Annotated in this window: 24 protein-coding genes; 6 read left to right on the top strand and 18 right to left on the bottom strand. The window is 37.4% G+C overall.

What is annotated here, in order from left to right; all coding sequences use genetic code 11:
* Positions 1-250 precede the first annotated feature (250 nt).
* From ED622_RS04400 to tyrR, 3 genes are all read right to left on the bottom strand, one after another.
* Positions 251-463: a hypothetical protein gene (locus ED622_RS04400; RefSeq protein ID WP_122032716.1), complete on the bottom strand. Its 213-nt coding sequence runs from the start codon at positions 461-463 to the stop codon at positions 251-253.
* Positions 464-589: 126 nt separating this feature from the next.
* Positions 590-1147 carry a ribosomal protein S5-alanine N-acetyltransferase gene (gene rimJ / locus ED622_RS04395; RefSeq protein ID WP_122032715.1) on the bottom strand — a complete coding sequence of 186 codons (558 nt, stop codon included), beginning with the start codon at positions 1145-1147 and terminating at the stop codon, positions 590-592.
* Positions 1148-1156: 9 nt separating this feature from the next.
* Positions 1157-2704, bottom strand: coding sequence for a transcriptional regulator TyrR (gene tyrR / locus ED622_RS04390; RefSeq protein WP_122032714.1), 1548 nt, complete (start codon positions 2702-2704; stop codon positions 1157-1159).
* Positions 2705-2854: 150 nt separating this feature from the next.
* On the opposite strand from tyrR, the gene ED622_RS04385 reads away from it, so the two are divergent.
* From ED622_RS04385 to ED622_RS04375, 3 genes are read left to right on the top strand one after another with little or no spacing between them, the layout of a single operon-like run.
* Positions 2855-3799: a DUF523 and DUF1722 domain-containing protein gene (locus ED622_RS04385; RefSeq protein WP_122032713.1), complete on the top strand. Its 945-nt coding sequence runs from the start codon at positions 2855-2857 to the stop codon at positions 3797-3799.
* Positions 3789-5228 (top strand): deoxyribodipyrimidine photo-lyase, encoded by a 1440-nt coding sequence (phrB, locus tag ED622_RS04380; protein ID WP_122032712.1) that lies wholly within the window; start codon positions 3789-3791, stop codon positions 5226-5228. Before ED622_RS04385 ends, phrB begins: the two co-directional genes overlap by 11 nt.
* A gap of 52 nt (positions 5229-5280) precedes the next feature.
* Positions 5281-7161 carry an alkaline phosphatase D family protein gene (locus ED622_RS04375; protein WP_122032711.1) on the top strand — a complete coding sequence of 627 codons (1881 nt, stop codon included), beginning with the start codon at positions 5281-5283 and terminating at the stop codon, positions 7159-7161.
* 37 nt (positions 7162-7198) lie between these two features.
* Here ED622_RS04375 and ED622_RS04370 read toward each other — a convergent pair whose 3' ends face one another.
* Positions 7199-7336 carry a hypothetical protein gene (locus ED622_RS04370; RefSeq protein WP_099047787.1) on the bottom strand — a complete coding sequence of 46 codons (138 nt, stop codon included), beginning with the start codon at positions 7334-7336 and terminating at the stop codon, positions 7199-7201.
* Between the two features lie 181 nt (positions 7337-7517).
* On the opposite strand from ED622_RS04370, the gene ED622_RS04365 reads away from it, so the two are divergent.
* Positions 7518-8465 (top strand): ChaN family lipoprotein, encoded by a 948-nt coding sequence (locus tag ED622_RS04365; RefSeq protein ID WP_122032710.1) that lies wholly within the window; start codon positions 7518-7520, stop codon positions 8463-8465.
* Between the two features lie 102 nt (positions 8466-8567).
* On the opposite strand, the gene ED622_RS04360 is transcribed toward ED622_RS04365, so the two are convergent.
* The 11 genes from ED622_RS04360 to ED622_RS04310 form a co-directional block, all read right to left on the bottom strand.
* Positions 8568-9086: a DUF3833 domain-containing protein gene (locus ED622_RS04360; protein WP_122032709.1), complete on the bottom strand. Its 519-nt coding sequence runs from the start codon at positions 9084-9086 to the stop codon at positions 8568-8570.
* A complete protein-coding gene (locus ED622_RS04355) occupies positions 9086-9589 on the bottom strand; it encodes a chalcone isomerase family protein (protein WP_162922449.1) in 504 nt (167 codons plus the stop codon). Before ED622_RS04355 ends, ED622_RS04360 begins: the two co-directional genes overlap by 1 nt.
* Positions 9537-10106: a DUF2878 domain-containing protein gene (locus tag ED622_RS04350; RefSeq protein WP_122032708.1), complete on the bottom strand. Its 570-nt coding sequence runs from the start codon at positions 10104-10106 to the stop codon at positions 9537-9539. The genes ED622_RS04355 and ED622_RS04350 overlap by 53 nt, the downstream gene beginning before the upstream one ends.
* Positions 10107-10186: 80 nt before the next feature.
* A complete protein-coding gene (locus ED622_RS04345) occupies positions 10187-11461 on the bottom strand; it encodes a cyclopropane-fatty-acyl-phospholipid synthase family protein (protein WP_122032707.1) in 1275 nt (424 codons plus the stop codon).
* Positions 11462-11471: 10 nt separating this feature from the next.
* Positions 11472-12203, bottom strand: coding sequence for a DUF1365 domain-containing protein (locus ED622_RS04340; RefSeq protein ID WP_122032706.1), 732 nt, complete (start codon positions 12201-12203; stop codon positions 11472-11474).
* On the bottom strand, positions 12200-13477 hold the full coding sequence (locus tag ED622_RS04335; protein ID WP_122032705.1) for an NAD(P)/FAD-dependent oxidoreductase: 1278 nt from the start codon (positions 13475-13477) through the stop codon (positions 12200-12202). The genes ED622_RS04340 and ED622_RS04335 overlap by 4 nt, the downstream gene beginning before the upstream one ends.
* A complete protein-coding gene (locus tag ED622_RS04330) occupies positions 13477-14214 on the bottom strand; it encodes an SDR family NAD(P)-dependent oxidoreductase (RefSeq protein ID WP_122032704.1) in 738 nt (245 codons plus the stop codon). The genes ED622_RS04335 and ED622_RS04330 overlap by 1 nt, the downstream gene beginning before the upstream one ends.
* Entirely contained in the window at positions 14211-14639 is a 429-nt protein-coding gene (locus ED622_RS04325; RefSeq protein WP_122032703.1) for a nuclear transport factor 2 family protein, read from the bottom strand. Before ED622_RS04325 ends, ED622_RS04330 begins: the two co-directional genes overlap by 4 nt.
* Positions 14640-14763: 124 nt before the next feature.
* Positions 14764-15417, bottom strand: a complete 654-nt coding sequence (locus tag ED622_RS04320; protein WP_122032702.1) for a ChrR family anti-sigma-E factor — start codon at positions 15415-15417, stop codon at positions 14764-14766.
* Complete coding sequence (locus tag ED622_RS04315) at positions 15410-16027, bottom strand: sigma-70 family RNA polymerase sigma factor (protein WP_122032701.1); 618 nt, start codon at positions 16025-16027, stop codon at positions 15410-15412. Before ED622_RS04315 ends, ED622_RS04320 begins: the two co-directional genes overlap by 8 nt.
* Before the next feature lie 211 nt (positions 16028-16238).
* Positions 16239-18275: an EAL domain-containing protein gene (locus ED622_RS04310; RefSeq protein ID WP_371413418.1), complete on the bottom strand. Its 2037-nt coding sequence runs from the start codon at positions 18273-18275 to the stop codon at positions 16239-16241.
* 207 nt (positions 18276-18482) lie between these two features.
* Here ED622_RS04310 and ED622_RS04305 point away from each other — a divergent pair, with 207 nt between their 5' ends.
* The gene (locus ED622_RS04305) at positions 18483-18797 is read left to right on the top strand and encodes a cytochrome c (protein WP_162922448.1); all 315 of its coding nucleotides are present in this window, start codon (positions 18483-18485) and stop codon (positions 18795-18797) included.
* On the opposite strand, the gene ED622_RS04300 is transcribed toward ED622_RS04305, so the two are convergent.
* From ED622_RS04300 to ED622_RS04290, 3 genes are all read right to left on the bottom strand, one after another.
* Positions 18764-19996 (bottom strand): cysteine desulfurase-like protein, encoded by a 1233-nt coding sequence (locus ED622_RS04300; protein WP_122032699.1) that lies wholly within the window; start codon positions 19994-19996, stop codon positions 18764-18766. The genes ED622_RS04305 and ED622_RS04300 overlap by 34 nt on opposite strands.
* Positions 19980-20636, bottom strand: coding sequence for a 2OG-Fe dioxygenase family protein (locus tag ED622_RS04295; RefSeq protein WP_122032698.1), 657 nt, complete (start codon positions 20634-20636; stop codon positions 19980-19982). Before ED622_RS04295 ends, ED622_RS04300 begins: the two co-directional genes overlap by 17 nt.
* 220 nt (positions 20637-20856) lie before the next feature.
* On the bottom strand, positions 20857-22065 hold the full coding sequence (locus ED622_RS04290; RefSeq protein ID WP_122032697.1) for a multidrug effflux MFS transporter: 1209 nt from the start codon (positions 22063-22065) through the stop codon (positions 20857-20859).
* Positions 22066-22143: 78 nt separating this feature from the next.
* On the opposite strand from ED622_RS04290, the gene ED622_RS04285 reads away from it, so the two are divergent.
* A complete protein-coding gene (locus ED622_RS04285) occupies positions 22144-23016 on the top strand; it encodes a LysR family transcriptional regulator (protein ID WP_122032696.1) in 873 nt (290 codons plus the stop codon).
* The last annotated feature ends 12 nt before the right edge of the window (positions 23017-23028 follow it).

The following is a 23028-nucleotide window of genomic DNA, read 5'->3' as shown; positions in this document are numbered from 1 at the left end:
ATGCTAGACACAAAAAAACCGATATCTCCAAAGAGTTATCGGTTTTTTTCATTCAACGATTTGCTAATACCAATCGTAGTAAATAACTGATCATCCTAGCTGGTTAAAATACTCGATAACTGCGTTGAAATTTTTGATTGTAGAATAACTACTTATCGAAACTATTTGTTAAAGAGTGCCGCCTTGTTCTCAAGCATTTTTCCTTCGCTATTACTGATCACTTACTTACTGTGATTGGTATAAATTCGTGCTACTTTTTTACTTTCGGTTCGTTAGTGAAATCATCTTCTACTAACTTATAAATAATAAAAATAGCCAGCTCTAAGAATGCTGTCAGCACCAAGCTCATGATCACATAGCGCTCACTGAAAATACCAATACCATGCAACACAGTTGATTGAATAACAAATGCACCAACAACACCTAAAATCAGCAACTGTAAAAATTTAATAAACTTCAGCATTTAAATTCCTTCTTTATTATCATTGTCTTAAAAACCATCTTTATAGAGTACACCAATTAAACGACTTCTCTATGCTAACTTTCAATTTAAACTATTCTTTCTTATATTTATGCCACAAAAATAGAGTTATTCTGGTACCCAATGGCTATTTATCTTAGAAGTCAGAATATGATCTTCCCAAGCTCCGTTAATATAAAGGTAGTCTTTCGCCTCTCCTTCTTTAACGAAACCCAGTGCCGATAACACATTGCCACTTTTTTTATTGTGTGGAATATACGCAGCCATAATTCGATGAAGATGCTGAACTGAAAACATCCAATCTACGGTATGTTCTAGCGCTCGCTGCATAATCCCATTACCTTGATAATGTTCATCAAGAGAGTAGCCAACATGACCGGCATGAAACGGAAAGCGAGTAATATTACTAAAGCTCACCGACCCCATAATTTTCTTCTCTTGAGTATCAAAAATCACAAAATAGAAAGCTAAATTATGCTTATGTAACTCAACCAATTGCAACAAACGTTGCTTCCAACCTTCAGCGGTAAAGAAGGAATTCGCGCGCTTAGGCTCCCATGGTTCTAAATGGTGCCGATTGCGCATAAAATAATTGGCAATCATCACAGAGTCACTGCTTTTAATTAAACGAACTTGGTAATGGTCAAACTCAAAATGCACATCCATGTCGTTCCCCTACTTCTTACCTATTCCGTAGTCTCGCAACTTATTCGCTATTGCGGTATGCGAAACACCTAATCGTTTTGCTAATTTACGACTGGATGGGAACTCACCGTATAATCCAGTTAGGATCATTGATTCATACGATTTCATGATCTCATCAAGTGTGCCATCTACATTAATATCCATCATATTTGCTGCTTTAGCATCTGATATTGGCAGCATAAAATGTGAGGTATTCAATTGGTTTCTATCCATTTGAGTTAACGCTTTTAGTGTCGAACTCTTTAATTGGCGTACATTTCCCGGCCATGAATAACTGCGTAAATACTCATACACATCTTCTGAAATAGACGGCTTAACAATACCTAACTCTTTGCATAACTGAGCCACAAAAAACTCAAACAAAGTAGCAATATCAGAAGGACGCTCACGCAGTGGTGGGATCTCCAAAAATAATACGTTTAAACGATAATAAAGATCTTCTCTGAATACGCCTTGTTCCACTAATTCTAGTAGCTCCTTCTTACTTGCGCCAATGATCCCAACATCAACATGGATCTCTTTCTCTTCACCCACTCGACGAAAGTTACCATCTTGAATAAAACGTAACAGTTTGATTTGCAACAGTGGGCTCATTTCACTGATCTCATCAAAGAAGACCGTACCGCCGTCCGCTTGCTCAATGATCCCTTTTTTACCTTCTGGCATATTAGGGAATGCTCCTGGAGCGTAGCCAAATAACTCCGTCTCAGCGACATCATCAGGCATGGCTGCACAGTTAACCACCATGAAGGCTTTTCCTGAACGGATAGATGCATTGTGACAAGCACGCGCTAACATCTCTTTACCTGTCCCTGTTTCACCTTGGATCAATAATGATTGATCAATATCTGATAATTTCTTCGCTTGTGAGATCAAGGTTTTATATTTAGTCGAAGAACCTACAAAATGCTCAAAGCCAAGATTAGAGGATTCAGGAATAAATGGACGAGCTAATTTTGAATCCATTGCAGGTTTGATGATCACCACTGCGCTGGCTAAAATTGAGGCATTATCATCATCGGTAATGTAGACCGGCATGATTTCCATTACATAGGTTATATTATCAATTAGCATCGATTCACGCTGGCGAATACGTGACTCTTCAAACCAATTCATCACATTAAAATCAGGCAATAAAGTACTTGCTGGTTGACCCAGTAATTTCTCTTTTTCAATTTTAAATAATGAAGCCACGGCGTGATTTACATGATCAATGGTTCCTTTTAAACCAATAGAGAAAACCGGATCAGGCAAGGTACTTAATACTGCTAATAATTCAGTGTTAATTCGTTCACTTGGTAGGAATGGAATTTTACGAACATCCATAACACCATCAATTCGACGAATTTTAGCCATTAATTGACTGAATTCATCAAATTCTACTTCAGGAAAGTTAAGATAGATTAACCCTGTTTTTTCAATTTCAATATCTCGTAAATCGATATTCTGAGAGGCCAAAATATCAAGTAATTCACGGGTTAGTCCTAATCGATCTTTACATTGCACTTCAAGACGCACAAAAGCTTCCTTAACTAAGATAGGTGTCACAATATGTTTACAGTTAGTTTGCTCGACTACAAAAAAAGAGTCAAGCTGAAGTGATCCAAATAGAGAGTTAATTCGTTTAATTACTCATTGATAATAAAAATAAGCAATGGAGAGTCAATCATGGATATTAAAGTTGGTATAAGTTCCTGTGTTAACGGTGAAAGTGTTCGTTTTGACGGTGGCCATAAAAGCAATAAATTTGCCTCTAAAGTCCTTGCCCCGTACTTTACTTATGTTCCTATTTGTCCAGAAGTTGGTAGTGGTATGTCAGTACCAAGGCCGACAATACGTTTAATCACAAACGAAGAGAGAATTGCCCTTGTTGACTCAAAAGATGCATCTTTAGACTACACTGATTCAATGATCGAATTTTCTCAAAAAACGGTTGATAGACTGAAAGAAACAGAAATGTGCGGTTATATAGTTTGTGCGAATTCACCAAGCTGTGGCATGGAACGAGTTAAGGTATACAGTAAAAACAGTGCTACAAAAAATGGGGTTGGTCTTTACACTCAAATCTTAATGAAAGAAATGCCTTGGCTGCCAGTAGAAGAAGACGGCCGATTGAGTGACCCTGTACTTAAAGAAAACTTTATTACTCGTGTTTTTTGTTTAAATGACCTGTATAAATCTATGGATGGTGAACCAACCGCGGGGAAAATCATCGCCTTTCACTCTCGTTATAAATACACCCTGATGTCGCACTCAACCGTTGGGTACAAAAACTTAGGTAAATTAGTTGCTAAAGTGGCGGAATATGACATTAATGAGTTTTTTGCAATTTATCGTACACAGCTAATGCAGACAATGGCGATCCGAGCTTCTCGTAAAAACAATACGAATGTATTAATGCACCTACAAGGCTATTTCAAAAAAGAACTTCAATCACCACAAAAGGTTGAATTAGCTCAAATAATCCAAGACTACAATCAAGGGTTATTGCCTTTGCTTTCACCAATTACCTTAATTAAGCATCATTTAGGTATTCATTCCAATGAGTACTTAGCAAAGCAATCTTTCCTTAATCCATATCCTCAAGAACTGAGATTACGATATGGATTATAAACCAACCATGCAATGCGTTTGGTTTCGTACTGATTTAAGAGTGGCCGATAACCCGGCGTTATCTGCTGCTCTTGCAAATCAAGCCCCTACTGTCGCTATTTTTGTAGCTAGTGAATCGCAATGGCAACGACACAATAAAGCCTCAATTCAAATTGATTTGATAAAGAGGCGCTTACTTGAGCTTGAAAAAGAGCTTCACTCATTACATATTCCTTTACTGGTATTATCTTGTCCTTGGTTCAAGGATGTTCCACCACAACTGCACAGATTATGTAAAGATCTTGGTATATCACATTTATTTGCCAATAAAGAATATGAGGCTGACGAATTAAGCCGAGATGCTGATGTTGTAACACAACTCTCTGATGTTCAATGTGCTTTTTATGACGCCAAATGTGCGGTAGAAGTTGGAAAAGTACTGAATAAAACTCATCAGCCTTATAAAGTTTTTACGCCATTTAAAAAAGCATGGAGAGAGTACTTTTATCAACACTTTCCAACCATTGAAAAAGTGACAGCTTCAGTTGAGTTATCGGCAACACAATTAAGCTCACTTCAACGTTATCATGACCCTACATTTACTGGCTCTATCAGTAATGAAAGCAAGATGTGGTCAGTTTCAAATAAAACGATAGTCAATGCTATGCGTCAGTTTTGTCGCGAAAAATCACAACAATATCATGACCAACGAGATTACCCTGCAATTGAAGGGACGAGTCAACTCTCACCTTATCTAGCTATTGGCGCGATTTCAGCAAAACAGTGCATTTTACGTTTACACTTAGAGGCCAATAACCAACTAACTCAGGGACAAGAAATTTGGCTTGATGAATTAATATGGCGAGAGTTCTACACTCATCTACTTCACTTTTATCCATTGCTATCTAAAAACCACGCTTTTTTAAGCTTTGACAAATACATTCAATGGAATAACAACAGAGACAAATTTGAACAGTGGTGTAAAGGCGATACTGGCTTTCCTATTGTTGATGCTGCAATGAAACAACTCAACACTACCGGTTGGATGCATAATCGCTTACGCATGATCACTGCCAGTTTTTTAGTCAAAGATTTACACATTGATTGGCGCTGGGGCGAGCAGTACTTTATGTCAAAACTTATTGATGGTGACTTTGCATCGAATAATGGAGGCTGGCAATGGTGCGCATCAGTAGGCTGCGACAGTACGCCTTACTTCCGCATATTTAACCCCACAACACAAAGCGAACGGTTTGATAGTAATGGTGTTTTTATTAAACATTGGCTACCAGAGTTATCGGAACTAACAGGAAAGCTACTGCATCAACCCAATAACAAGCCGCTATTAAAACCGGATAATTACGTAGATCCTCTCATTGAGCATTCAGTACAACGATTAAAGACATTAGATATCTATAAGCACGCCAAAGCTCAGGATGTTGCTAATTAACCATAGCAAGTATTATGATGGTCTCATCTGTTATTAAGAGTTGTATTAATTGATGTCTAAATCACTACCGTTAGTTCTTGCTGGGCCTATTATTAGAAAATCGAGTGCGACTGAAGTCAACTTATGGCTAACGACTTCAGAACGCCTCGAAGGTCATACCCTAATTCAATGGGCAGATAACTCACTTGAGTTTATGATCACCGATCTGCAATGCATTCAAATCGGTCACCATGCTTGGGTATATCTACTGCAATGCCAAGCGGACTTTCCGGTAAATCAAGCTCTCGAATACGATATCATCACTCAATATGGCGCATTATCTGGTTTATTACCTAATGCGCTTTATTCTAATGAATCTCTATTTTCATTCATCATTAAAGACAAAGCAGATTATGTCTTACATGGTTCATGTCGTAATCCTCATTATCCTAGCAAAGACAGCTTAGTCATCGCCAATCAACAATTGAAAACACAAGCGCTTGAAGAGAGAGCTTCGCTATTAATGATGAGTGGCGACCAGATCTATGCAGATGATGTCGCAGGACCGATGTTAATGGCAATTCAGCAAATCATTCCTCAACTAGAGTTATTTGAAGAATCGCTTCCTGATACCGCTATCCCAACAAGTACTTCGCTTTACGCCCATCAACATAACCTTTATCAACGTGATAAGCTTTTGCCGCACTATGTTGATAATACTAATTTTCTTTCTCGATGGAATCTATATAAGTCTCGTCCCATTTTTAGCTCCAGTGAGCACGAAAATCATCTAATCACCTGTGCCGAATTCTTCGTCATGTATTTATTAGTTTGGTCGCCTGCATTGTGGGAATGTGTAAGTCTGCCCGCGTCACTTCCTGATCCTGATAATAAATTAGATAAAAAATGGCACGCTTGCTGGAAAACAGAAAAAATCATTATTGACCAATTTGTGCAAGGGTTAAATGACGTCCAGCAACTGTTTTCGCATATACCGACTTACATGATCTTTGATGATCATGACATCACTGATGACTGGAATTTAACCATTGGCTGGGAGAATGCCGTTAATGGGCATCCACTCGCCGCTCAAGTCATTGGTAATGGCTTAATGGGCTACTTTCTGTGTCAGGGCTGGGGAAATAATCCTGAGCAATTTGATGACGCATTTTTAGATGGTTTCCGTCAACTCTTTAATGATTATAATCATGAGCAGCATACGCAACTTATCAGAGATTTAACCCGATTCGAGCAATGGCATTACTCTATCCATACGATGCCTAAAATCGTGGTGTTAGACACTCGAACTCGTCGTTGGCGTTCTGAATCCAATACTAATAAACCATCAGGTTTGATGGATTGGGAGGCAATGCTTGATTTTCAGCATGAGCTTATTGGACAAGAAGCGATTATCATCGTCTCTGCTGCGCCTATTTTTGGGGTTAAATTTATTGAAGCCCTGCAAAAAACAATGACTATGTTAGGACAACCGTTAGTGATTGATGCAGAAAACTGGATGGCTCACCCAGGCTCAGCGAATACATTATTGAGTATTCTTACTCACCCTAAAACACCACAAAACTTTGTCATTCTATCTGGTGATGTGCATTATTCTTTCGCCTATGACATTAAATTGCGTCACAGTAAATCAAGCCCTGATATCTACCAAATTACTTGCAGTGGCTTTAAAAATGAATTTCCCAATAAGCTATTACGTTTTTGTGATTTTATGGACAGAGTACTCTATAGCCCGCACTCACCGTTAAACTGGTTCACGAAACGTAAGAATTTATTAGTCACTAAACGCGATCCATCCGTTACCAATAACGATAAGCTAATTAATAAAAGTTCAATTGGGGAGTTAAGATTGGATGAAAAAGGCAAGCCGGAGCAGATTTCGATTTTAACCGCGGAAGGAGAATCTATTTCCTTCTTGCCTAAATCAAGTGACTGAATCACTTTTTATATTGAAAATAATGAGAATTGAAAAATTAATCGTTAAGAGTGGTATCAGTGCCACTCTCAACTTCTATTGAATTATGGAAGTATAGACCTGCTTCAATTGCGTCTAGCCACTCTAATTCCACTTCTTCATGATACCTAGTTTTCTCAAGGTAATTTGCACTCATATGAATATCCTTATGTGAGTTTCAAGATCCCGATTATACGAGTCTTGAGTTGCAATACTGTGACAGAGATAGAAGAACGAATTCAAATCACACCACTATAAATGGTAATGATTATTATTAAGATTGAATTATCTCTCGTTTTATCCTAATCTATAAGATTGTTCTTTACTGAATCTCTATTATGAAATCCACCGTTTTATTGTCTTTTGTTGCGATACTTTTACTGTCAGGTTGCAGCCAACAAATTCAGCCAACACCAGTTCCCTCTCAAGCTATCACCAGTTTCTATGATTATCAATTACTCTCACCAACAAGCTCTCCTTTGTCCCTTAGTGCTTTACCTCAAGAGATAATTGATGCTGATGTAATTCTTATTGGTGAATGGCACACTCATGCCGCTATCCACCGTTTTCAAACGGATCTATTTAAGCAACTCTCTGCAACAGAGCCTAAATTAGCATTATCTATGGAGCAATTCAGTCGTGATAAACAGATGGTTGTGGATGAGTATTTAACAGGACAAATTGGCGAACAAACATTAATGTCAGAAGCTAAGGCATGGCCTAATTATGAAAGTGATTATCGCCCATTAGTTGAAATCGCAAAGGCTGAAGGACGTGATATTATCGCAGCAAATGCTCCAAAACCAATCGTAAAATGCATTGGCCAACAAGGTATTAGCTATTTAGATAAACTCGATGTTGATGAAAAGTCATGGTTAGCTAAAAACATCGACCTTGCTGAGTCCCCTTATAAGTCAAAATTTTTAGCTTCTATGCATCATGGTGACGAAGAACAAACTCAAAAACAATTTGCAGCTCAAATGACGTGGGATGCCACGATGGCAGAAAGCATTGTTAATTACTTAGCGCTACACCCTAAAGCGCAAGTCATGCATATTGCAGGAAAGTTTCATATCGAGAATGGTCTAGGCACTGCGGCACAAATAGTAAAATTAAACCCTAAGCTTAATGTCGTGGTTATCACTCCGGCAGAAGAAGTTACTACTGACGACTCTGATTATCAATTAAAGGTTTTAGCCCCACCAAAACGCTTTGTGAAACAAGAGAACATGATGAAAGCATACAAAACGATTAAAAATCGTAACCATGATCTTGTATGTAAATGATTAAACAATAAGAAATAAAAAACCACTCACTTCGACGAGGGAATCAAGTGAGTGGTTTTAGTTTAGTGGTATGTTTCATTTCAAGGTGTTTACTAACTTCTTTTATTTTCGGATAACAAGTACAACTTCACCAACTTGTATACCCCACTTATATATTTCGGTTTGATTAATAACAACATTATCTGAAATTTGATAAATCCAATCATCAAATTCAACTTCATAGTGTGAATCATCTACCTTTAATATCATCGAGTATTTCCAATTAAGGGCGTTTCCTACACTTTTACCATAAGCAGTTTCAAGGATATCACTGGCCGTTCCTGTATATGAGTTATCGCCTAGATCTTGAATAATCCACGTTCGTTCTTGCTCTTCACCGTCATTAAATAAAAACTGCTCGTCTAGCGTTAATGTGTCTCCATCCCATTGAGCTTGAAGATCGACAGTGAATGTTCTAATAACCGTGCCATTGAAGTCTTTTACTATCCCTTCTGCTTTTAAATCATCTTGAAAAAATGATCTCATCGAAAACTCAGGGCTAGTGCCTGCGTAATCATTAATGTCTTGAGAAGAGCACCCTACTAATAGAATACTAAAAATAAATAGGACTACCTTTTTCATTATTTATCTCCTATCAATTCAAGACGTAGATCTGGATACGTTGTTTTTTCAGATACCCAAATATCAAGAAAAAGCTGAGAAAAGTCTTTATTTGCTATTGTTCCAATAGGTTTATCATTTAGAAAAAACTGATTATTCCCTATCTCATCAATGCTAAAAACCAATTTATCTTCAGTTTTCACATCAGGAAATACTTGTTCTAATTCAACCAACCATGAATCTAAATCAGGGTGTTTAATTGATTGCTCTTCCCACTGATCTTTAGTCGCTTTAATTAGGTTTTCTTTAGTAATGTTACGATAATATTCAATCTCAAGTGCTTGTGGATATTGACCATAGACAAACTGACCTGAAGTGGTAAACAGTTGTGCTTCATACACTGAAATTAAAAACCATGACAATTCTGACTTTCCGCTGCTTTGTAGACCTTGTAATGGGGCTGCAACCACACTATTTATTGTTAACAGGCTTACTATGGTGAGTATACTTATCAAGCTTTTCATGATCCTTCCCCTCATTATTTATTCTTGCTCTTAAACGCTTTTGAATAATAATAAATACGGGTAGATTGACCGCCCAGATCACTCCAATTGAAAATAAAGTGATTTGATATGAATATGAGAAATCCACAGCACCTAATCGATGACCGGCTAAATAGTTTAATGGACCTGCAATAGCACCAATTAAAGCAATAAGTCCAAGATTGAAACGAGATAACCACCCTAAGCTGTGATTGATAGCAAAACCAAAATGACACCATAATAAAATAAGCCACACAGGTATAAGTACATCATTAGAGAATTGATATACGCCTGTAAAAGACAGTAATACGTCCCCAAAAACACCTAACATCGAAATTAAAATGAATAAATAAAAGTCAATTTTCCGTGTTGGAGATACCAATAGATGAAGCAATATTGAAACGAGTAAAAAAGGAACCGCTTGCTGTTGATAAAGGATCACTGCAAACCAAATCAATTGAAACCAGACTGCATTGATTATAGGGAAATAACGTAACATTGAAGCCTCCTACCATACCAACCTAAATAAGTCGTAATTCAACTACTCCCTCAGATTGGTATGAAACAAATACTAATTGGCTAATACACCCCGTTTTGTGGTTTCGCAGCCACTAAATGCACAGTGCTGATCTTGCGTTCTAAAAAACCACCTTCGCAGTAACAAAGATAGAACTGCCATAAACGAATAAAATCATCGCCATAACCCATCTGTTTTAAATCACTATTTGCATCGTCAAAACGTTCATACCAATGGCGTAATGTTTTGGCGTAATCTAAGCCTATGTCATGTAGTGAAGTAATCACCATATCTGTATTTTGTGCCACTTTATTTGCCATGACACTAACTGAGGGTAAACAGCCCCCAGGAAATATATAACGCTGGATAAAATCGACGCTTTTACGGTATTGGTCGTAACGTTGATCTGCAATGGTAATTGCTTGAATTAACATTTTACCTTCAGGTTTAAGGTGTCGACTGCATACATCAAAGAAAGTGCTTAGATATTCGTGTCCCACCGCTTCTATCATTTCAATCGAAACTAATTTGTCATACTGACCTTCAAGAGTACGATAATCTTGCTTTAGAAGCGTAATTCGGCCTTCTAGACCTAAGGCTTTTACTCTCTGCTCTGCAAAGTCATATTGAGCATCAGAAATCGTCGTCGTGGTAACATTTACGCCATAATGCTGTGCTGCATAAATAGCTAACGCTCCCCATCCCGTGCCTATTTCAAGTAAGGTTTCACCTTCTTTTAGTTCAAGTCGCTCACAGATAGTGTGTAATTTAAATAACTGAGCTTCTTCCAAATTTGCATCGGCATTAGGATAGATAGCACTTGAATACAACATTTCTTTATCCAGAAACATTTTGTACATTTCATTACCGAGATCATAGTGCGCTAAAATGTTCTTTTTAGACCCTTCTTTGGTATTTTTATTCCGCTTGTGGTTGATTAAATCAAAAAATTGAACCAGTTTACTAAAGCTATTTTCTACTCTATCAAGTACGCCTTCTTCACGGCCTAACACTTGAATAACCTTTGTTAAGTTTGGACTTGTCCACCAACCAGCAACATATGCCTCACTCGCGCCAATACCACCACCGAATAAAATTTTTCGATACGCTTCGGTATTATTAATTTCTACAACAGCTTGCAAAGAGGCTAATGGATCTCCCAAAACAACTTGCCCTAATTCATCGTTTATCGTCAATGAGGCTTGAGTCATCTTACCTAAGTAATCCAATAACACTTTACGCGCCATACCATCAATCCAGCGCATTGGCTTATTGTTTTTATCATTGCTTAGAACTGACTCTTTCAATACTGTTCTCTCTATTTGATTACTAGCCATTGCTCTCTCCTTATTGCTCTGGGTGTGGCACAAACGGGATTCGTTTTATGAATAATTTCAATGCTTGCCAATAAATGCCCCATACTATTTTTACGGTCATTACGGGAATAGAGATCACTTGTTCACGTATATTTTTTGAATTAAATTCTTTTCGTGTCATAGCGATCGTTGCATCAAAAATTTTTTCTTGTTCTTCATCTAAACCACGGTTTTCTAAATGTAATGATAATCGCTTGCTTGGCGCTTTAATAAACCAATGATATTTCATATTCAGATCCAAAAAAGGCGATACATGAAAGGTTTTATCTATGATTTGCTCAGAGCCAATTTTTATTAAGTAATAGTGAGTTTGATTCCACGGCGTATTACTCACTTCAGCCAGTAAATCCGTCAATTCATCTTGTTGGTTATAACAGTAATAAAAATTAATTGGGCTAAAATAAAGCCCAAAACAACGAACCTGTCCAACAAAAAGCACTCGACCTTGGCTGTTATTTCCACCCAATTCACTCACTTTATTCCACACCGATTCTTTTAAAGATTCATCCTGACTGCCAAGATAATCAGAACGTCGAAAACTTAGGGGAGCAAAACGCCCTTTTTTGAACCACCCCACCTGTTCTGTTTTTTCTAATTCATCCAAATCTAAGGCGATAAAGAACATCTGATAACTAAAACTATGCGCCTTAGTTTGAAATCGTCTGTGTCTTACATCACCGTGATAAAGGCAAGAATTAATCATAGGCTAATCCCAAAACGTTGGCATACATCAAGCGCACTTCTTACTCCGTCTTCATGAAAACCGTTATACCAATAAGCACCAGCAAAGTGGGTATGGTGTCGACCACAAATTTCTTCTCGACGAGCTTGTGCTTCTATGGTGTCTGTATTAAACACAGGATGATCATATTTATATGAACCTAATATTTTATCTTTATGAATCAAAGGGGAATTGTTTAAAGTGACACAAAATGTTGTTTCTTTAGTTTCTAATCCTTGAAGAATATTCATGTTATAAGTCACACTGGATGGGTTATTTTTATTCCCCGTATCCAGATGATAATTCCAAGCTGCCCATGCACGTTTTTGTATTGGTAATAAGCTCTCATCAGTATGCATAACGACTTCATTTTCTTGATAAGTGAGTTTACTTAGCACTATTTTTTCAGCGGTTGTAATATCACTTAACATTGCTAGTGACTGGTCGCTATGACAAGCTAATACCACTTCATCAAAGTCATGCTTGTCTTCACCATTTATCTCTAACGTTACTCCTCTAGGATTTCGAGTCACACTGGTTACTGGGCTATTTAAATGAATTTTATCTTTAAACGTCGCAATCAGAGGTTTTATGTATGAATGAGAACCATTAGGCACCACATACCATTGAGGTCTATTCGCAATATCTAACAGGCCATGATTATGGAAAAAACGAATGAAAAAGTGCAACGGGAATGCTTTCATGTCTTGTAAGCTGGATGACCAAATAGCCGCACCCATCGGCAAGATATAGTGCTCAGAAAAATAGCTACTGTATTCATTACGGTATAAGAAATCACCTAACGTGCCATCAACATCAAGATCGATGTGATCATCACTGTGCTCCACACTCCACATCTCTTTACATTGTTTATTAAAGCGTAAAATCTCACTAATTAAGGATAAAAATTTAGTATTAAATAAGTTTGAGCGTTGAGCAAAAAGCGTATTCAAATTATGGCCATTATACTCAAGACCAGAAATAACATTTTTAACACTAAAACTCATTTCTGTTTCTTGCCCAGATAAACCAAGTTGAGTTAATAACTCAATGAAGTTTGGGTAAGTTCGATCATTAAATACAATAAAACCAGTATCAATATCCCACTCTTTTCCTTCTGCTTTTACTCGTTTTGTTGCGGTATGCCCACCAATATAATCATTAGCTTCAAATACTGTTACATCATGTTCTCGTGATAATAAATGCGCGCACACCAATCCTGAAATACCTGTACCAACAACTGCAATTTTTTTCATTATCGTTTCATCCTTAAAGCGAGCCAGTGCCAAATACGATCTGGGAGACTTCCCATTAAAATTAAGAAACTCGTAAATGGAAATGGAAAATGTATGTGTTTTTTATTTTTATCTATGCCTGCAATTATATGCTCTGCTGCTTTATCAACTTCGATTAACATTGGCATAGGGAAATCATTTTTATTTGTAAGCGGCGTTTTAACAAAACCAGGAGCAATCACACTAATAGTAAATTGTTCCGGTGATATATCTAATTGAAGCGATTTTGCCAAATAATGAATTGCTGCTTTACTTGAGCCATACGCTTCTGCCCGTTGAAATGGTACATAAGAAGCACTTGAACCCATTAATGCTAAGTGACCGCCCTGTTTAATTTTTGGTATTAACGCTTGTAAACAATACCCAATTGAAATGACATTGATTGTGATCACTCGCTCAAATAATGCAGCATCAAACTGATTCGCGTCATCGATATATTCACACGTTCCCGCATTAAGAACTACGGTATCTAGCATTTCAATCGTAGAAAGCGCGTCAAGGATTGAGTTGCTGTCATCAAGATCAAAAACGACTTCAATTAAACTCCCGTTGCCTTTCGCGCTGGTTAAGTAATCTGAATCAACATACCCAGAGAAATTACGACCACACGCATAAACCCGATACCCTTGTTTAAGGTATTTATTTGTTAAAGAGAGACCGATGCCCGACGTTGCGCCTGTGATTAATATTGTTTTCATGACTGCATTCTCTTTTTAATCAGCTTTACTGCTGAACCAAGAACTGGTAAATGCTCATACAGCATCTGCCCCATGTCTAAGTAATCTCTGTGGTAATACACTCTTTCATTGAATTTAATATGTGAAGTACCATCAACAGAAATACATTTCCCTTTACCTATTTTAGGATGGCTGTATTCCATCGTCCAAAAAAGACTGGCTTCATTATCATTCTCGATAACATGATGAATATGAAACTGACAATTTAAAATATTCTCGTATAAATGTTCAAAATACTCGGTAAGCATAGGAAGCCCATCGATTTGATGTACGGCATCAATAAATTGAATATCATTAGAATAAATTTCAGGAAGGCGATGAAGAGTTGAACGATCTAATTCACCATAAAGTGATATAAATGTAGTAACAAAATTAGAGTGCTTCATGATGATATGTCCTTATTAAACTTATGAAATACTACGTGGTAGCATTCAAAAAAGATCACATCCTGTGATCTTTTTTCATAAAGGAAGTTAGCTTTAACTCAGCTTGCTTACCTATATTTATATATTAGTACAATAAGTTACCTATCGGATTAAATAATTTACTTATCCCTTGGGTAAAGTGCAGTGGCGCATTTTGTACAGTGTAACATAAACACCCATCAGTAGTTTTAGGGCTATGTGCATGTGAAGAATCTAACCAAACAAAATCACCTTTATGATAATGTCCTGATTCATCTTCAAAACTACCATCTAACAATAAAGTTAACTCAAAGCCTTTATGGGTATGCGTTGGGATTACGCCACCCGCGTTGATGTGCAGTAAGTTAGATCGTGTCGCTCCCTCTTCTATCAAACGAGCACGACTTACCGCTCCCATTTGATTCCATTTCATATCAACATAACGAGTTAATACACGAGGTAATTCATAATGAAAAGAATCAATAAAGATATGTTCTACCGATGGCTCTTTCAAATAGCTAGTTTCAACCTCAGTATTTAATATACCGTTGAGCATTTGAGAAAAATCAATCAATTCCGCTTCTACTGGTTCTTGCCATGCTTTCGCTGCAAATTCTTGAGTTAATTTCTCTGATTTACGCTTACAATGTTCACACAAATCACAATGTAACGTCATACCAACAGCAAGAGATTCAGGTAAATCACCGTCAACATGAGAACGTAATAATGCATCGCTAGGATGGTGGGTAATTTTATTCATGCTCATACTCCTGTCTTAATTTGGTTAATGCTAAACGCAGCCGTGATTTAATCGTTCCTATTGGTTCACTAAGTTGTTCTGAAAGCTCTTGTTGAGTCAAACCTTGTTCATAAATCCCTTCAACAACTACTCGCTGATTACCAGGCAGTACACTGACTGCTTTTTTCAATTTTTTAGTTTCAAGCCAATCTAGCTCTACGGCCTCGACTTGCTTATCAAACAGAGGCCATAACTCGTCACTGACCGTATCTTCTCTATTTGATTGCATTTTGCGTAACATATCAAAGCTGTGATTACGCATGACGGTAAATATCCACCCAGAGGCATTACCTTTGGCCTGATTAAATAAGGCCGCTTTTCGCCAAACAAGCGTCATCGTCTCTTGAACTAAATCCATTGCTAACGTTGGATCATTGAATTTCTTTAATCCATACGCTCTAATTTTGGGTGCAAACCAAGAAAACAGCTCAGAAAATGCCTGCTTATCTTGAGTTTCTCCCACCAGATTTAACCAAACATCTAGCTTGGCTATCTCTTCTTCACTGTTTATTGGCAGTGGCTTATAACTAGAGTTCACTCGACTGCTAACCTCTATTTGCTGAGTTTGCATATCTACCTCCGCAATTATTTCTAACTATTACGAAAGAGATTCATGTTTGGATCACTATCTAGACTATAGACGGTTTTAATCTAATAAATCTCAATTAATGTCACTTAGTGAGACTTAGCTATTATATAAAAACACAAATAAAAAACCGCTCGTCATAACAGCGAACGGTTTAGTTTACGGTAATAATTATTTAAATTGATATTCGATTTAATTAAGCAACATCACTTTTTACACAAGTAACCAGGCCAAGATCTATAATATCTTCAATAGGCATTGGACGATAAAAGAAGAAGCCTTGGATGCATTCAACGCCCAGTGATTGAACAAACTCAACTTCACTAGGAGTTTCTACCCCTTCAACCACAATATCTGCCCCAGTGATCAGGCCTAGTTCAACAGAAAGCCTAAACAGCTTTTGTCCGCGCAATGTATCAATATTCAATAATAATGAACGGTCAATTTTTACTTTATCAAAATCAAAACGAGACAAGTAGGCAATTGAAGAATAGCCAGATCCAAAGTCATCTAACGCGATCTTAACACCTAGAGATCTAAGTTGGGTTAGTATTTCCTTTGTTTTTTCTTCATCTTTAATCAGCAGTTCTTCTGTTATTTCTAGTTCAAGCTGTGAAAACTTTAAATTACTCGTCGTAATAAGACGCGATAACGTTGGTAAAAATGTTGGTACTAATACCGTCTCAGGAGAAACATTAATCGAAATTTTAAAGTTGGGATCATCAGCATAAAGACTTGCTGTCATGATTGCTTTTTCTAATACCCAAAAATCTAATTCCGCCAGTAATCCAAGCTCTGAAAATGACTGAATAAAGGTCGGAGGCGTAATTTTCCCTGAGTATGAACGATGTCGAATTAAAGCTTCTAATGAGACAATCTTGTTCTGCTTCACATTATATTGCGGTTGATAGTAAAGAATGAAATCACCTGTTTTATGCAAATGTTCAACTTCTTTTTGGGCTGCCATATTTTTTGTTAAATGCGGAATATAACTGCCAATCGCCTTAGTTGTATCAATTTTTTCTGAAGAAAAGAATCGTTCAGTTAATGAGTCTAAAGCGGTTCTACCTATGCTTAATTTGTCCATTCTCATAAAAAATGGATAATAAATAGCCATACCTACAAGTAAAATGACACCTTGTAATATCGAAGCTGAAATTGCACCATTAGTTCCTAGATAGCCACCAATGATAGGCGGTGTCATCCAACTTATTACCCCCATAATTGGCGGGACTATGCCCCATAGCGTAGCAAAATAAGCAATAATTAATCCCGCAATAGGAGCAATTAAAAAAGGAACAATCATTATAGGGTTAAACATGATTGGTAAACCGTAAAGTATCGGCTCATTAATATTGAAGATACTTAACAAAAATGCGGCTTGAGCAAGATTTTTATAGCCTTTATTTTTTGCAAAAATCAACACACATAACACTAAACTAAGAGAGTTTCCTGCCCCCCCCATACCAGTGTAAAAATCATAGAAGTTACTGGTTAAAATAGGCATTGTTCCTTTACCAAGTTCTATTAGTGCCAAACTCTCTTCTGTAACAGCAAAAAGCTCTGACTTATAGCTTGATAGCACCACATGGCCATTAATACCAATTGACCAAAATAACCCACGGCTCAATTCGTAAACAATGCCATCAAAAAGTGACATAGGATCTAATGTTGGCATTTCAAATTCGAGTTGCAAATTATCAAAAACAACGTATTTAAGAACATAACTAACAGCAACAATAAAAATGCTGATTGTAGATACTGAAATAACAAGATTGATTGATCGCTCAACTACGCTAGGTAAATGTGAGTCTTTAAAAAAAGACCATAATTTAAAGTATTGATAACAAGAGCTGACTAAAATAGGAAGAAGAATAGCAAAAGGAAAATTGATTGGAATTGCAGCTGTCCCTTCACCTTCTCCCCATTGAAGGCAAACAATAAAATAAACCAAAATCGAAGAGGTGATAATAGCAATGATAGGCTGTTTATGAAGTGAAGCTAGATATTGAGAAAAGAAGACAACGAGTAAAACTGGAAATAGTTGTGAAATAAGCGTGCTTGTTAAGTGTAAATCTCTGCTGATGCTTGATAATTCAAACAGCTCTGCGCCATTAGAAGCAAGTAAAGAAAACGATGAAAGTAATGAGATAGGAAGTAGCATAATAAATACATTACTAATACCCGCTAAATATTTATTAGACGGAAAGTTCTTCATCAAATAATCAAACACTCATGCCCCTTACAGCTAACTGCACACTCAAATCTTTTATGCATGTTATACTATAAAGCAAACTTGCTCACTTTATTTCCGTAGAAAAATAAGGGACAACTAAAGTTAATGATAGAAACATAAACTGCATCTCAAAAAGCAATAAATACTCTTGACTAAAAGAAAATGTATTGGCTTAATTAACTATTAATACATAAGGTTTTAATTGTGGCTAAATATTTAATTTTTATAGCATTTTTTTCATTTAATATCAGTGCCGGCGATGCCAAGCTAGGTAAACTAAAAGCACCAAGTTGTATTTTTTGTCACGGCGAAACAGGAAAAGCAATAGATTCAAGCTACCCTAATTTGGATATGCAAAATGAAATGTATTTATATAACTCAATGAAATCATATCAAAATGACGAACGAAAGGGCCCCCTCGCACAAATGATGAAGGCCCAGCTGCAACGACTTAATGATCAAGACTTAAAAGACATTGCTGCGTTTTATGCCAATGCATCTAATAGCGAAAATAAGTAGTCTATTTCATCGATGGTGTTGTAGTGCATAAATCCAATCCGCACAACACCACCACACTCTTCTAAATTAAGCTGCTTAATCAAACCAAGCGCATAAAAATGTCCATTCCATACGCACACATTGTGCGAACCTAATTCTTTAGCTACGACTTCTGGCGTATGGTCTTGAAGTCGAATAGCAAACGTTGGGGTCCGATTAGTGCAGTTTTCAGGATCACTAATACCAAACAATGAAATCCAAGGCCTGCTTTCTAATTTATTTAAAAAATAGTGAGTCAATGCCAATTCATGTTGTTCATATTGAGTAAAACTAGAGATAAGTCTTTCTCGTAAACCCGCCTCTTTTGCTCCCCACTGAGCCAAATACTCAATAGCTGCTGTAACGCCAGCAAGCCCTTCAAAGCTTTGTGTGCCTGTCTCAAATCGGCCAGGCCCTATATTTGTAGCAGGTTCAACTTTATATGGCGACAGCGTTTGTATCCATTTAGGAGAAACATAAGCAATGCCAACATGGGGACCAAAAAATTTATAGGCCGAGCAAGCTAAGAAGTCACAATCAAGATCTTGCACATCGATCAAATGATGAGGGGCGTAATGAACCGCATCAACATACACCATTGCATCAACAGCATGTGCAGCGTTAATTATCGACTTCACATCAACTAAAGACCCTGTAGTATTAGAGGCGAACGTCGTGGCAACTAGCTTGGTTTTATCAGACAACAGTGAAAAAAAATGATCCATATCTAGCGTGCAATCAGTGGTATTAACTCGAACTTGATGAACTATTACCCCTTTATCTTCAGCGGCTTGCTGCCAGCTTGATACGTTCGAATAATGATCCAATGCCGTAACGATGATCTCATCACCCTCTTTCCATTCTCGACTTATAGCTCGACTTAATTGAAACGTTAAGGACGTCATATTGGCACCAAAGACAATATTATTACTGCTTGGTGCATTTACTAATGCAGCACAAGAAGAACGAGCAGTATCCATCACATTATTTGTCGTTTGGCTTGAAAAAAAATGGCCGCCTAAATTGGAATTAGAATAACCCAGATATTCAGTCATTGCTGTCAGTACAGAATTAGGTACTTGAGAGCCTCCGGGACCATCTAAAAACAGTACCGGAAACTCATCAATTTTTTGTGTAAGTGCTGAAAATTGAGAGCGAACTTGATCAGGCGTGAAAGTCATCAACATTATCCTTTGCGGTTAATACAAATACATCCATATGCCCTTCATGACCTTGTTCAATCAATCGAATTGGCTTGCCGTTGTGCCACAGCTTTCTATCATCAACCATAGCAACTTCACCATCTTCTAAAATTTTCCTAAAAAATGGTTCTTCGTTTGAATCTTTGTATACAAGTAATTCTCCTCCTTCGATATTTGATCGATCGATACCAATTAATGCGATATGATCAAAACCATCTTGGTGGACGCCTTCTGGGGCTATCTCGGTTTCTTCGTAAATCGCCGCAATTCGCATTTGATGTATTTCAATCTCTTGACCATTTGGTAAATGATTAAGATCCATAAAGACCTGGCACATTTCAGCCATACCTTCACTGTGTAGGATCTTACTTTCAATACCTTCAAACTCACGAACCACATCACCTTGATAATGGTTAATATCTTCACTTTGCACAAAGTTATGCTTATTCGTCTCGATAACTTTTTCATTAACCATTCGAATGACGGAGTAACGTCTTAATCGAAAATTACCATCAGCGTGCATGGTCTGAGGTAGCCCCGAAAATGAAGGTGCGAGTTGATGAACCGCAGCGTGACTCAACTGTGTCAGCTGCAATGTTGTATCGTGTGAATGTAACATGATGCCTCCTGCAATAAATTAACATATACTTTACATATCTATTATTTACGCAGAAATGCTGATAAATCAAACCACACAGTGCTTTACTTCACACAAATTTAAAAGTTCAACATATAATTTCTAATATTTAACTTATTGAGAAATTAAACACCATTTATCTTTTGTACTCATTAGAGAATCTAGAACTCTTCACTGAATGTATCGTAATGAATTGATTATATTACTCATTTTCACCCTGAACTTGTTTGTTCCATAATAAAACAAAGAACATGATCACTGTGATCAGTAAATAAAATAAGCCTAAACTGTTTTGGTCTATCACCCAATTTTTTACCAAATACCCCCCAAGCACCCCAGCTAAACACATTTGAACAGAGCCTGATAAAGCAGAAATAGTGCCTACTTTTTTAGTGTGCGGAGACAATAATAAGTTAATAGAAAGTGGGAATGAAATGCCTTGAGCCACAGCAAGTAATGTAAAGCCAAAAACCAATGAAAATAGCGATGTGTTAAACATAACCAAAGATAAGCCTGACACTGCCATTATCCCAAGCGCTATACCCATTAATTGAATAACACTACAGCGTTTATTTAAACTATTAAGAATAAAGCTACCGATCATAAGCCCTGCCGAGGGAATGATCATCACTTGACCATATTCAGCGGCAGTTAACCCTAACCCATCTTGCAGTAAAAATGGCAACAAAGAGACTGAAACCAAGCTACTCAAATAACTTACCCAATTTAAGCTCGCGCTTGAGATCACCTGCGCATTGCTAAATAAAGAACCATAATCTCGTAATGTTTGAACAAAGCTGAATTTTTGTGGTTTATACGGAAGCGTCTCAGGCAAGATAAAATAGCCAATTGTTAAGATACTTGTTAGATAAATCAGTACAAAGCCAAATACCCATTGCCAGCTAAAGTGCCACGCAATCCAACCTCCAATCACAGGAGCAAGAATAGGCAATACAGAAGCCGTTATTGATATATAAGACATGGCCTTGGTTAAGTGGTGCCCGCTGTAACTGTCCCTTAAGACACTTCGCCCAAGGACCGATGCACTGCCCGCGCCAAGTCCTTGAAGCAATCGACCAAACACTAACGCAGTAAAATTATCTGTCATGGCAAAGCACAATACGGTGCCTAACAAATAAATCCCCTGCCCTAAAATAAAGATAGGACGTCGGCCTAATGCATCAGATAAAGGACCATAAAACAGTTGAGAGCCACCAAAGCCGACTAAAAACAGCGTGACTAAGAGTTGAACATCTGCAGATGAAACTCCAAGATCTTGACTGATTAATGGCAGTGATGGCAGATAAATACTCACACCAACTTGCCCCGTCGCAATGATCATCATAGCAAGAAGTAATGGTGTTTTATTTAAGCGACCTGAAGGTAGCGTTTGTGTCTTATTTTTATTCATTTATCCAGTTTACATTCAATCAATATCATTGATAATAGCAACTAGAGGAATCACATTGCGTCCTAATAGGAATTAATCATGGATTGGATAGAGTGCGTTAGAAGTTACATAAAAGTAGTAGAGGAAGGCAGCTTCAATGCCGCGGCTTTTCAAATGAATACGTCAGGCTCTGCCATCAGCAAACGCATCAACTGGCTTGAAGATCGGGTTGGGGTACAACTATTAACTAGAACGACGCGTTCTGTTCATCAAACTGAAGCCGGCATTCTATTTTATCAACGTGCCCGGCTACAACTAGACCAATGGCAGCATTTAGTTGATGAAACTCGAGCAATTAACCAAACACCGACAGGACTATTAAAAATAGGCGCAACGCTTGCTGTCGGGTCTAAATTTATCATTAAATATTTGGATGAATTTCTAGCAACCTACCCAAAGATTAAAGTTCAGTTGATCACAACCCTACCAGGGCAAGTCCCTGAAAGTAATATTGATGTCTTTATTAGTCGAGAACTCGAGCAGCTCAATACCTTTAGCTATAAATCTACGCCTCTCTTTGAGCATCACTCAGGATTTTTCGCCTCAAAAGAGTATATAGAAAAACACGGTATGCCAAATAATGTTGATGAACTAAAGCATCATAATATGCTGATTTGGGGAGAACGTCCGGTCCGAGAAATAAAGCTAGCAAATGAAAAGCGAGTCACTCTACGAGGTAACTTTGCAACGACCAACCCTGAAGCTCTATTCCATGCTGCAAAACGAGGAATGGGGATCTTGTTAGCTAGTAAGCAAATGCTCATTGATGATATTGACTCTGGTAATTTAATCGCCGTGTTACCCGAAATGACGACTGATCATATTTCGGTCAATGCGTATTATCCGACATTGGATTACGAACACACTCGAACGCAACTCTTTATTCGCTATTTAAAAAGTAAGCTAAGTTGATTTATGTAACAC

Source organism: Aliivibrio sp. EL58, assembly GCF_900312675.1.
Classification (GTDB): domain Bacteria; phylum Pseudomonadota; class Gammaproteobacteria; order Enterobacterales; family Vibrionaceae; genus Aliivibrio.
This window is presented reverse-complemented; position numbering and strand designations above follow the sequence as displayed.

What these genes read in the sequence shown, in the direction of transcription:
- ED622_RS04400 (WP_122032716.1), bottom strand. Translation starts at nt 463, where the DNA reads ATGCTGAAGTTTATTAAATTTTTACAGTTGCTGATTTTAGGTGTTGTT.
- rimJ (WP_122032715.1), bottom strand. Translation starts at nt 1,147, where the DNA reads ATGGATGTGCATTTTGAGTTTGACCATTACCAAGTTCGTTTAATTAAA.
- ED622_RS04385 (WP_122032713.1), top strand. Translation starts at nt 2,855, where the DNA reads ATGGATATTAAAGTTGGTATAAGTTCCTGTGTTAACGGTGAAAGTGTT.
- phrB (WP_122032712.1), top strand. Translation starts at nt 3,789, where the DNA reads ATGGATTATAAACCAACCATGCAATGCGTTTGGTTTCGTACTGATTTA.
- ED622_RS04375 (WP_122032711.1), top strand. Translation starts at nt 5,281, where the DNA reads ATGTCTAAATCACTACCGTTAGTTCTTGCTGGGCCTATTATTAGAAAA.
- ED622_RS04370 (WP_099047787.1), bottom strand. Translation starts at nt 7,336, where the DNA reads ATGAGTGCAAATTACCTTGAGAAAACTAGGTATCATGAAGAAGTGGAA.
- ED622_RS04365 (WP_122032710.1), top strand. Translation starts at nt 7,518, where the DNA reads ATGAAATCCACCGTTTTATTGTCTTTTGTTGCGATACTTTTACTGTCA.
- ED622_RS04360 (WP_122032709.1), bottom strand. Translation starts at nt 9,086, where the DNA reads ATGAAAAAGGTAGTCCTATTTATTTTTAGTATTCTATTAGTAGGGTGC.
- ED622_RS04355 (WP_162922449.1), bottom strand. Translation starts at nt 9,589, where the DNA reads ATGAAAAGCTTGATAAGTATACTCACCATAGTAAGCCTGTTAACAATA.
- ED622_RS04350 (WP_122032708.1), bottom strand. Translation starts at nt 10,106, where the DNA reads ATGTTACGTTATTTCCCTATAATCAATGCAGTCTGGTTTCAATTGATT.
- ED622_RS04345 (WP_122032707.1), bottom strand. Translation starts at nt 11,461, where the DNA reads ATGGCTAGTAATCAAATAGAGAGAACAGTATTGAAAGAGTCAGTTCTA.
- ED622_RS04340 (WP_122032706.1), bottom strand. Translation starts at nt 12,203, where the DNA reads ATGATTAATTCTTGCCTTTATCACGGTGATGTAAGACACAGACGATTT.
- ED622_RS04335 (WP_122032705.1), bottom strand. Translation starts at nt 13,477, where the DNA reads ATGAAAAAAATTGCAGTTGTTGGTACAGGTATTTCAGGATTGGTGTGC.
- ED622_RS04330 (WP_122032704.1), bottom strand. Translation starts at nt 14,214, where the DNA reads ATGAAAACAATATTAATCACAGGCGCAACGTCGGGCATCGGTCTCTCT.
- ED622_RS04325 (WP_122032703.1), bottom strand. Translation starts at nt 14,639, where the DNA reads ATGAAGCACTCTAATTTTGTTACTACATTTATATCACTTTATGGTGAA.
- ED622_RS04320 (WP_122032702.1), bottom strand. Translation starts at nt 15,417, where the DNA reads ATGAATAAAATTACCCACCATCCTAGCGATGCATTATTACGTTCTCAT.
- ED622_RS04315 (WP_122032701.1), bottom strand. Translation starts at nt 16,027, where the DNA reads ATGCAAACTCAGCAAATAGAGGTTAGCAGTCGAGTGAACTCTAGTTAT.
- ED622_RS04300 (WP_122032699.1), bottom strand. Translation starts at nt 19,996, where the DNA reads ATGACTTTCACGCCTGATCAAGTTCGCTCTCAATTTTCAGCACTTACA.
- ED622_RS04295 (WP_122032698.1), bottom strand. Translation starts at nt 20,636, where the DNA reads ATGTTACATTCACACGATACAACATTGCAGCTGACACAGTTGAGTCAC.
- ED622_RS04290 (WP_122032697.1), bottom strand. Translation starts at nt 22,065, where the DNA reads ATGAATAAAAATAAGACACAAACGCTACCTTCAGGTCGCTTAAATAAA.
- ED622_RS04285 (WP_122032696.1), top strand. Translation starts at nt 22,144, where the DNA reads ATGGATTGGATAGAGTGCGTTAGAAGTTACATAAAAGTAGTAGAGGAA.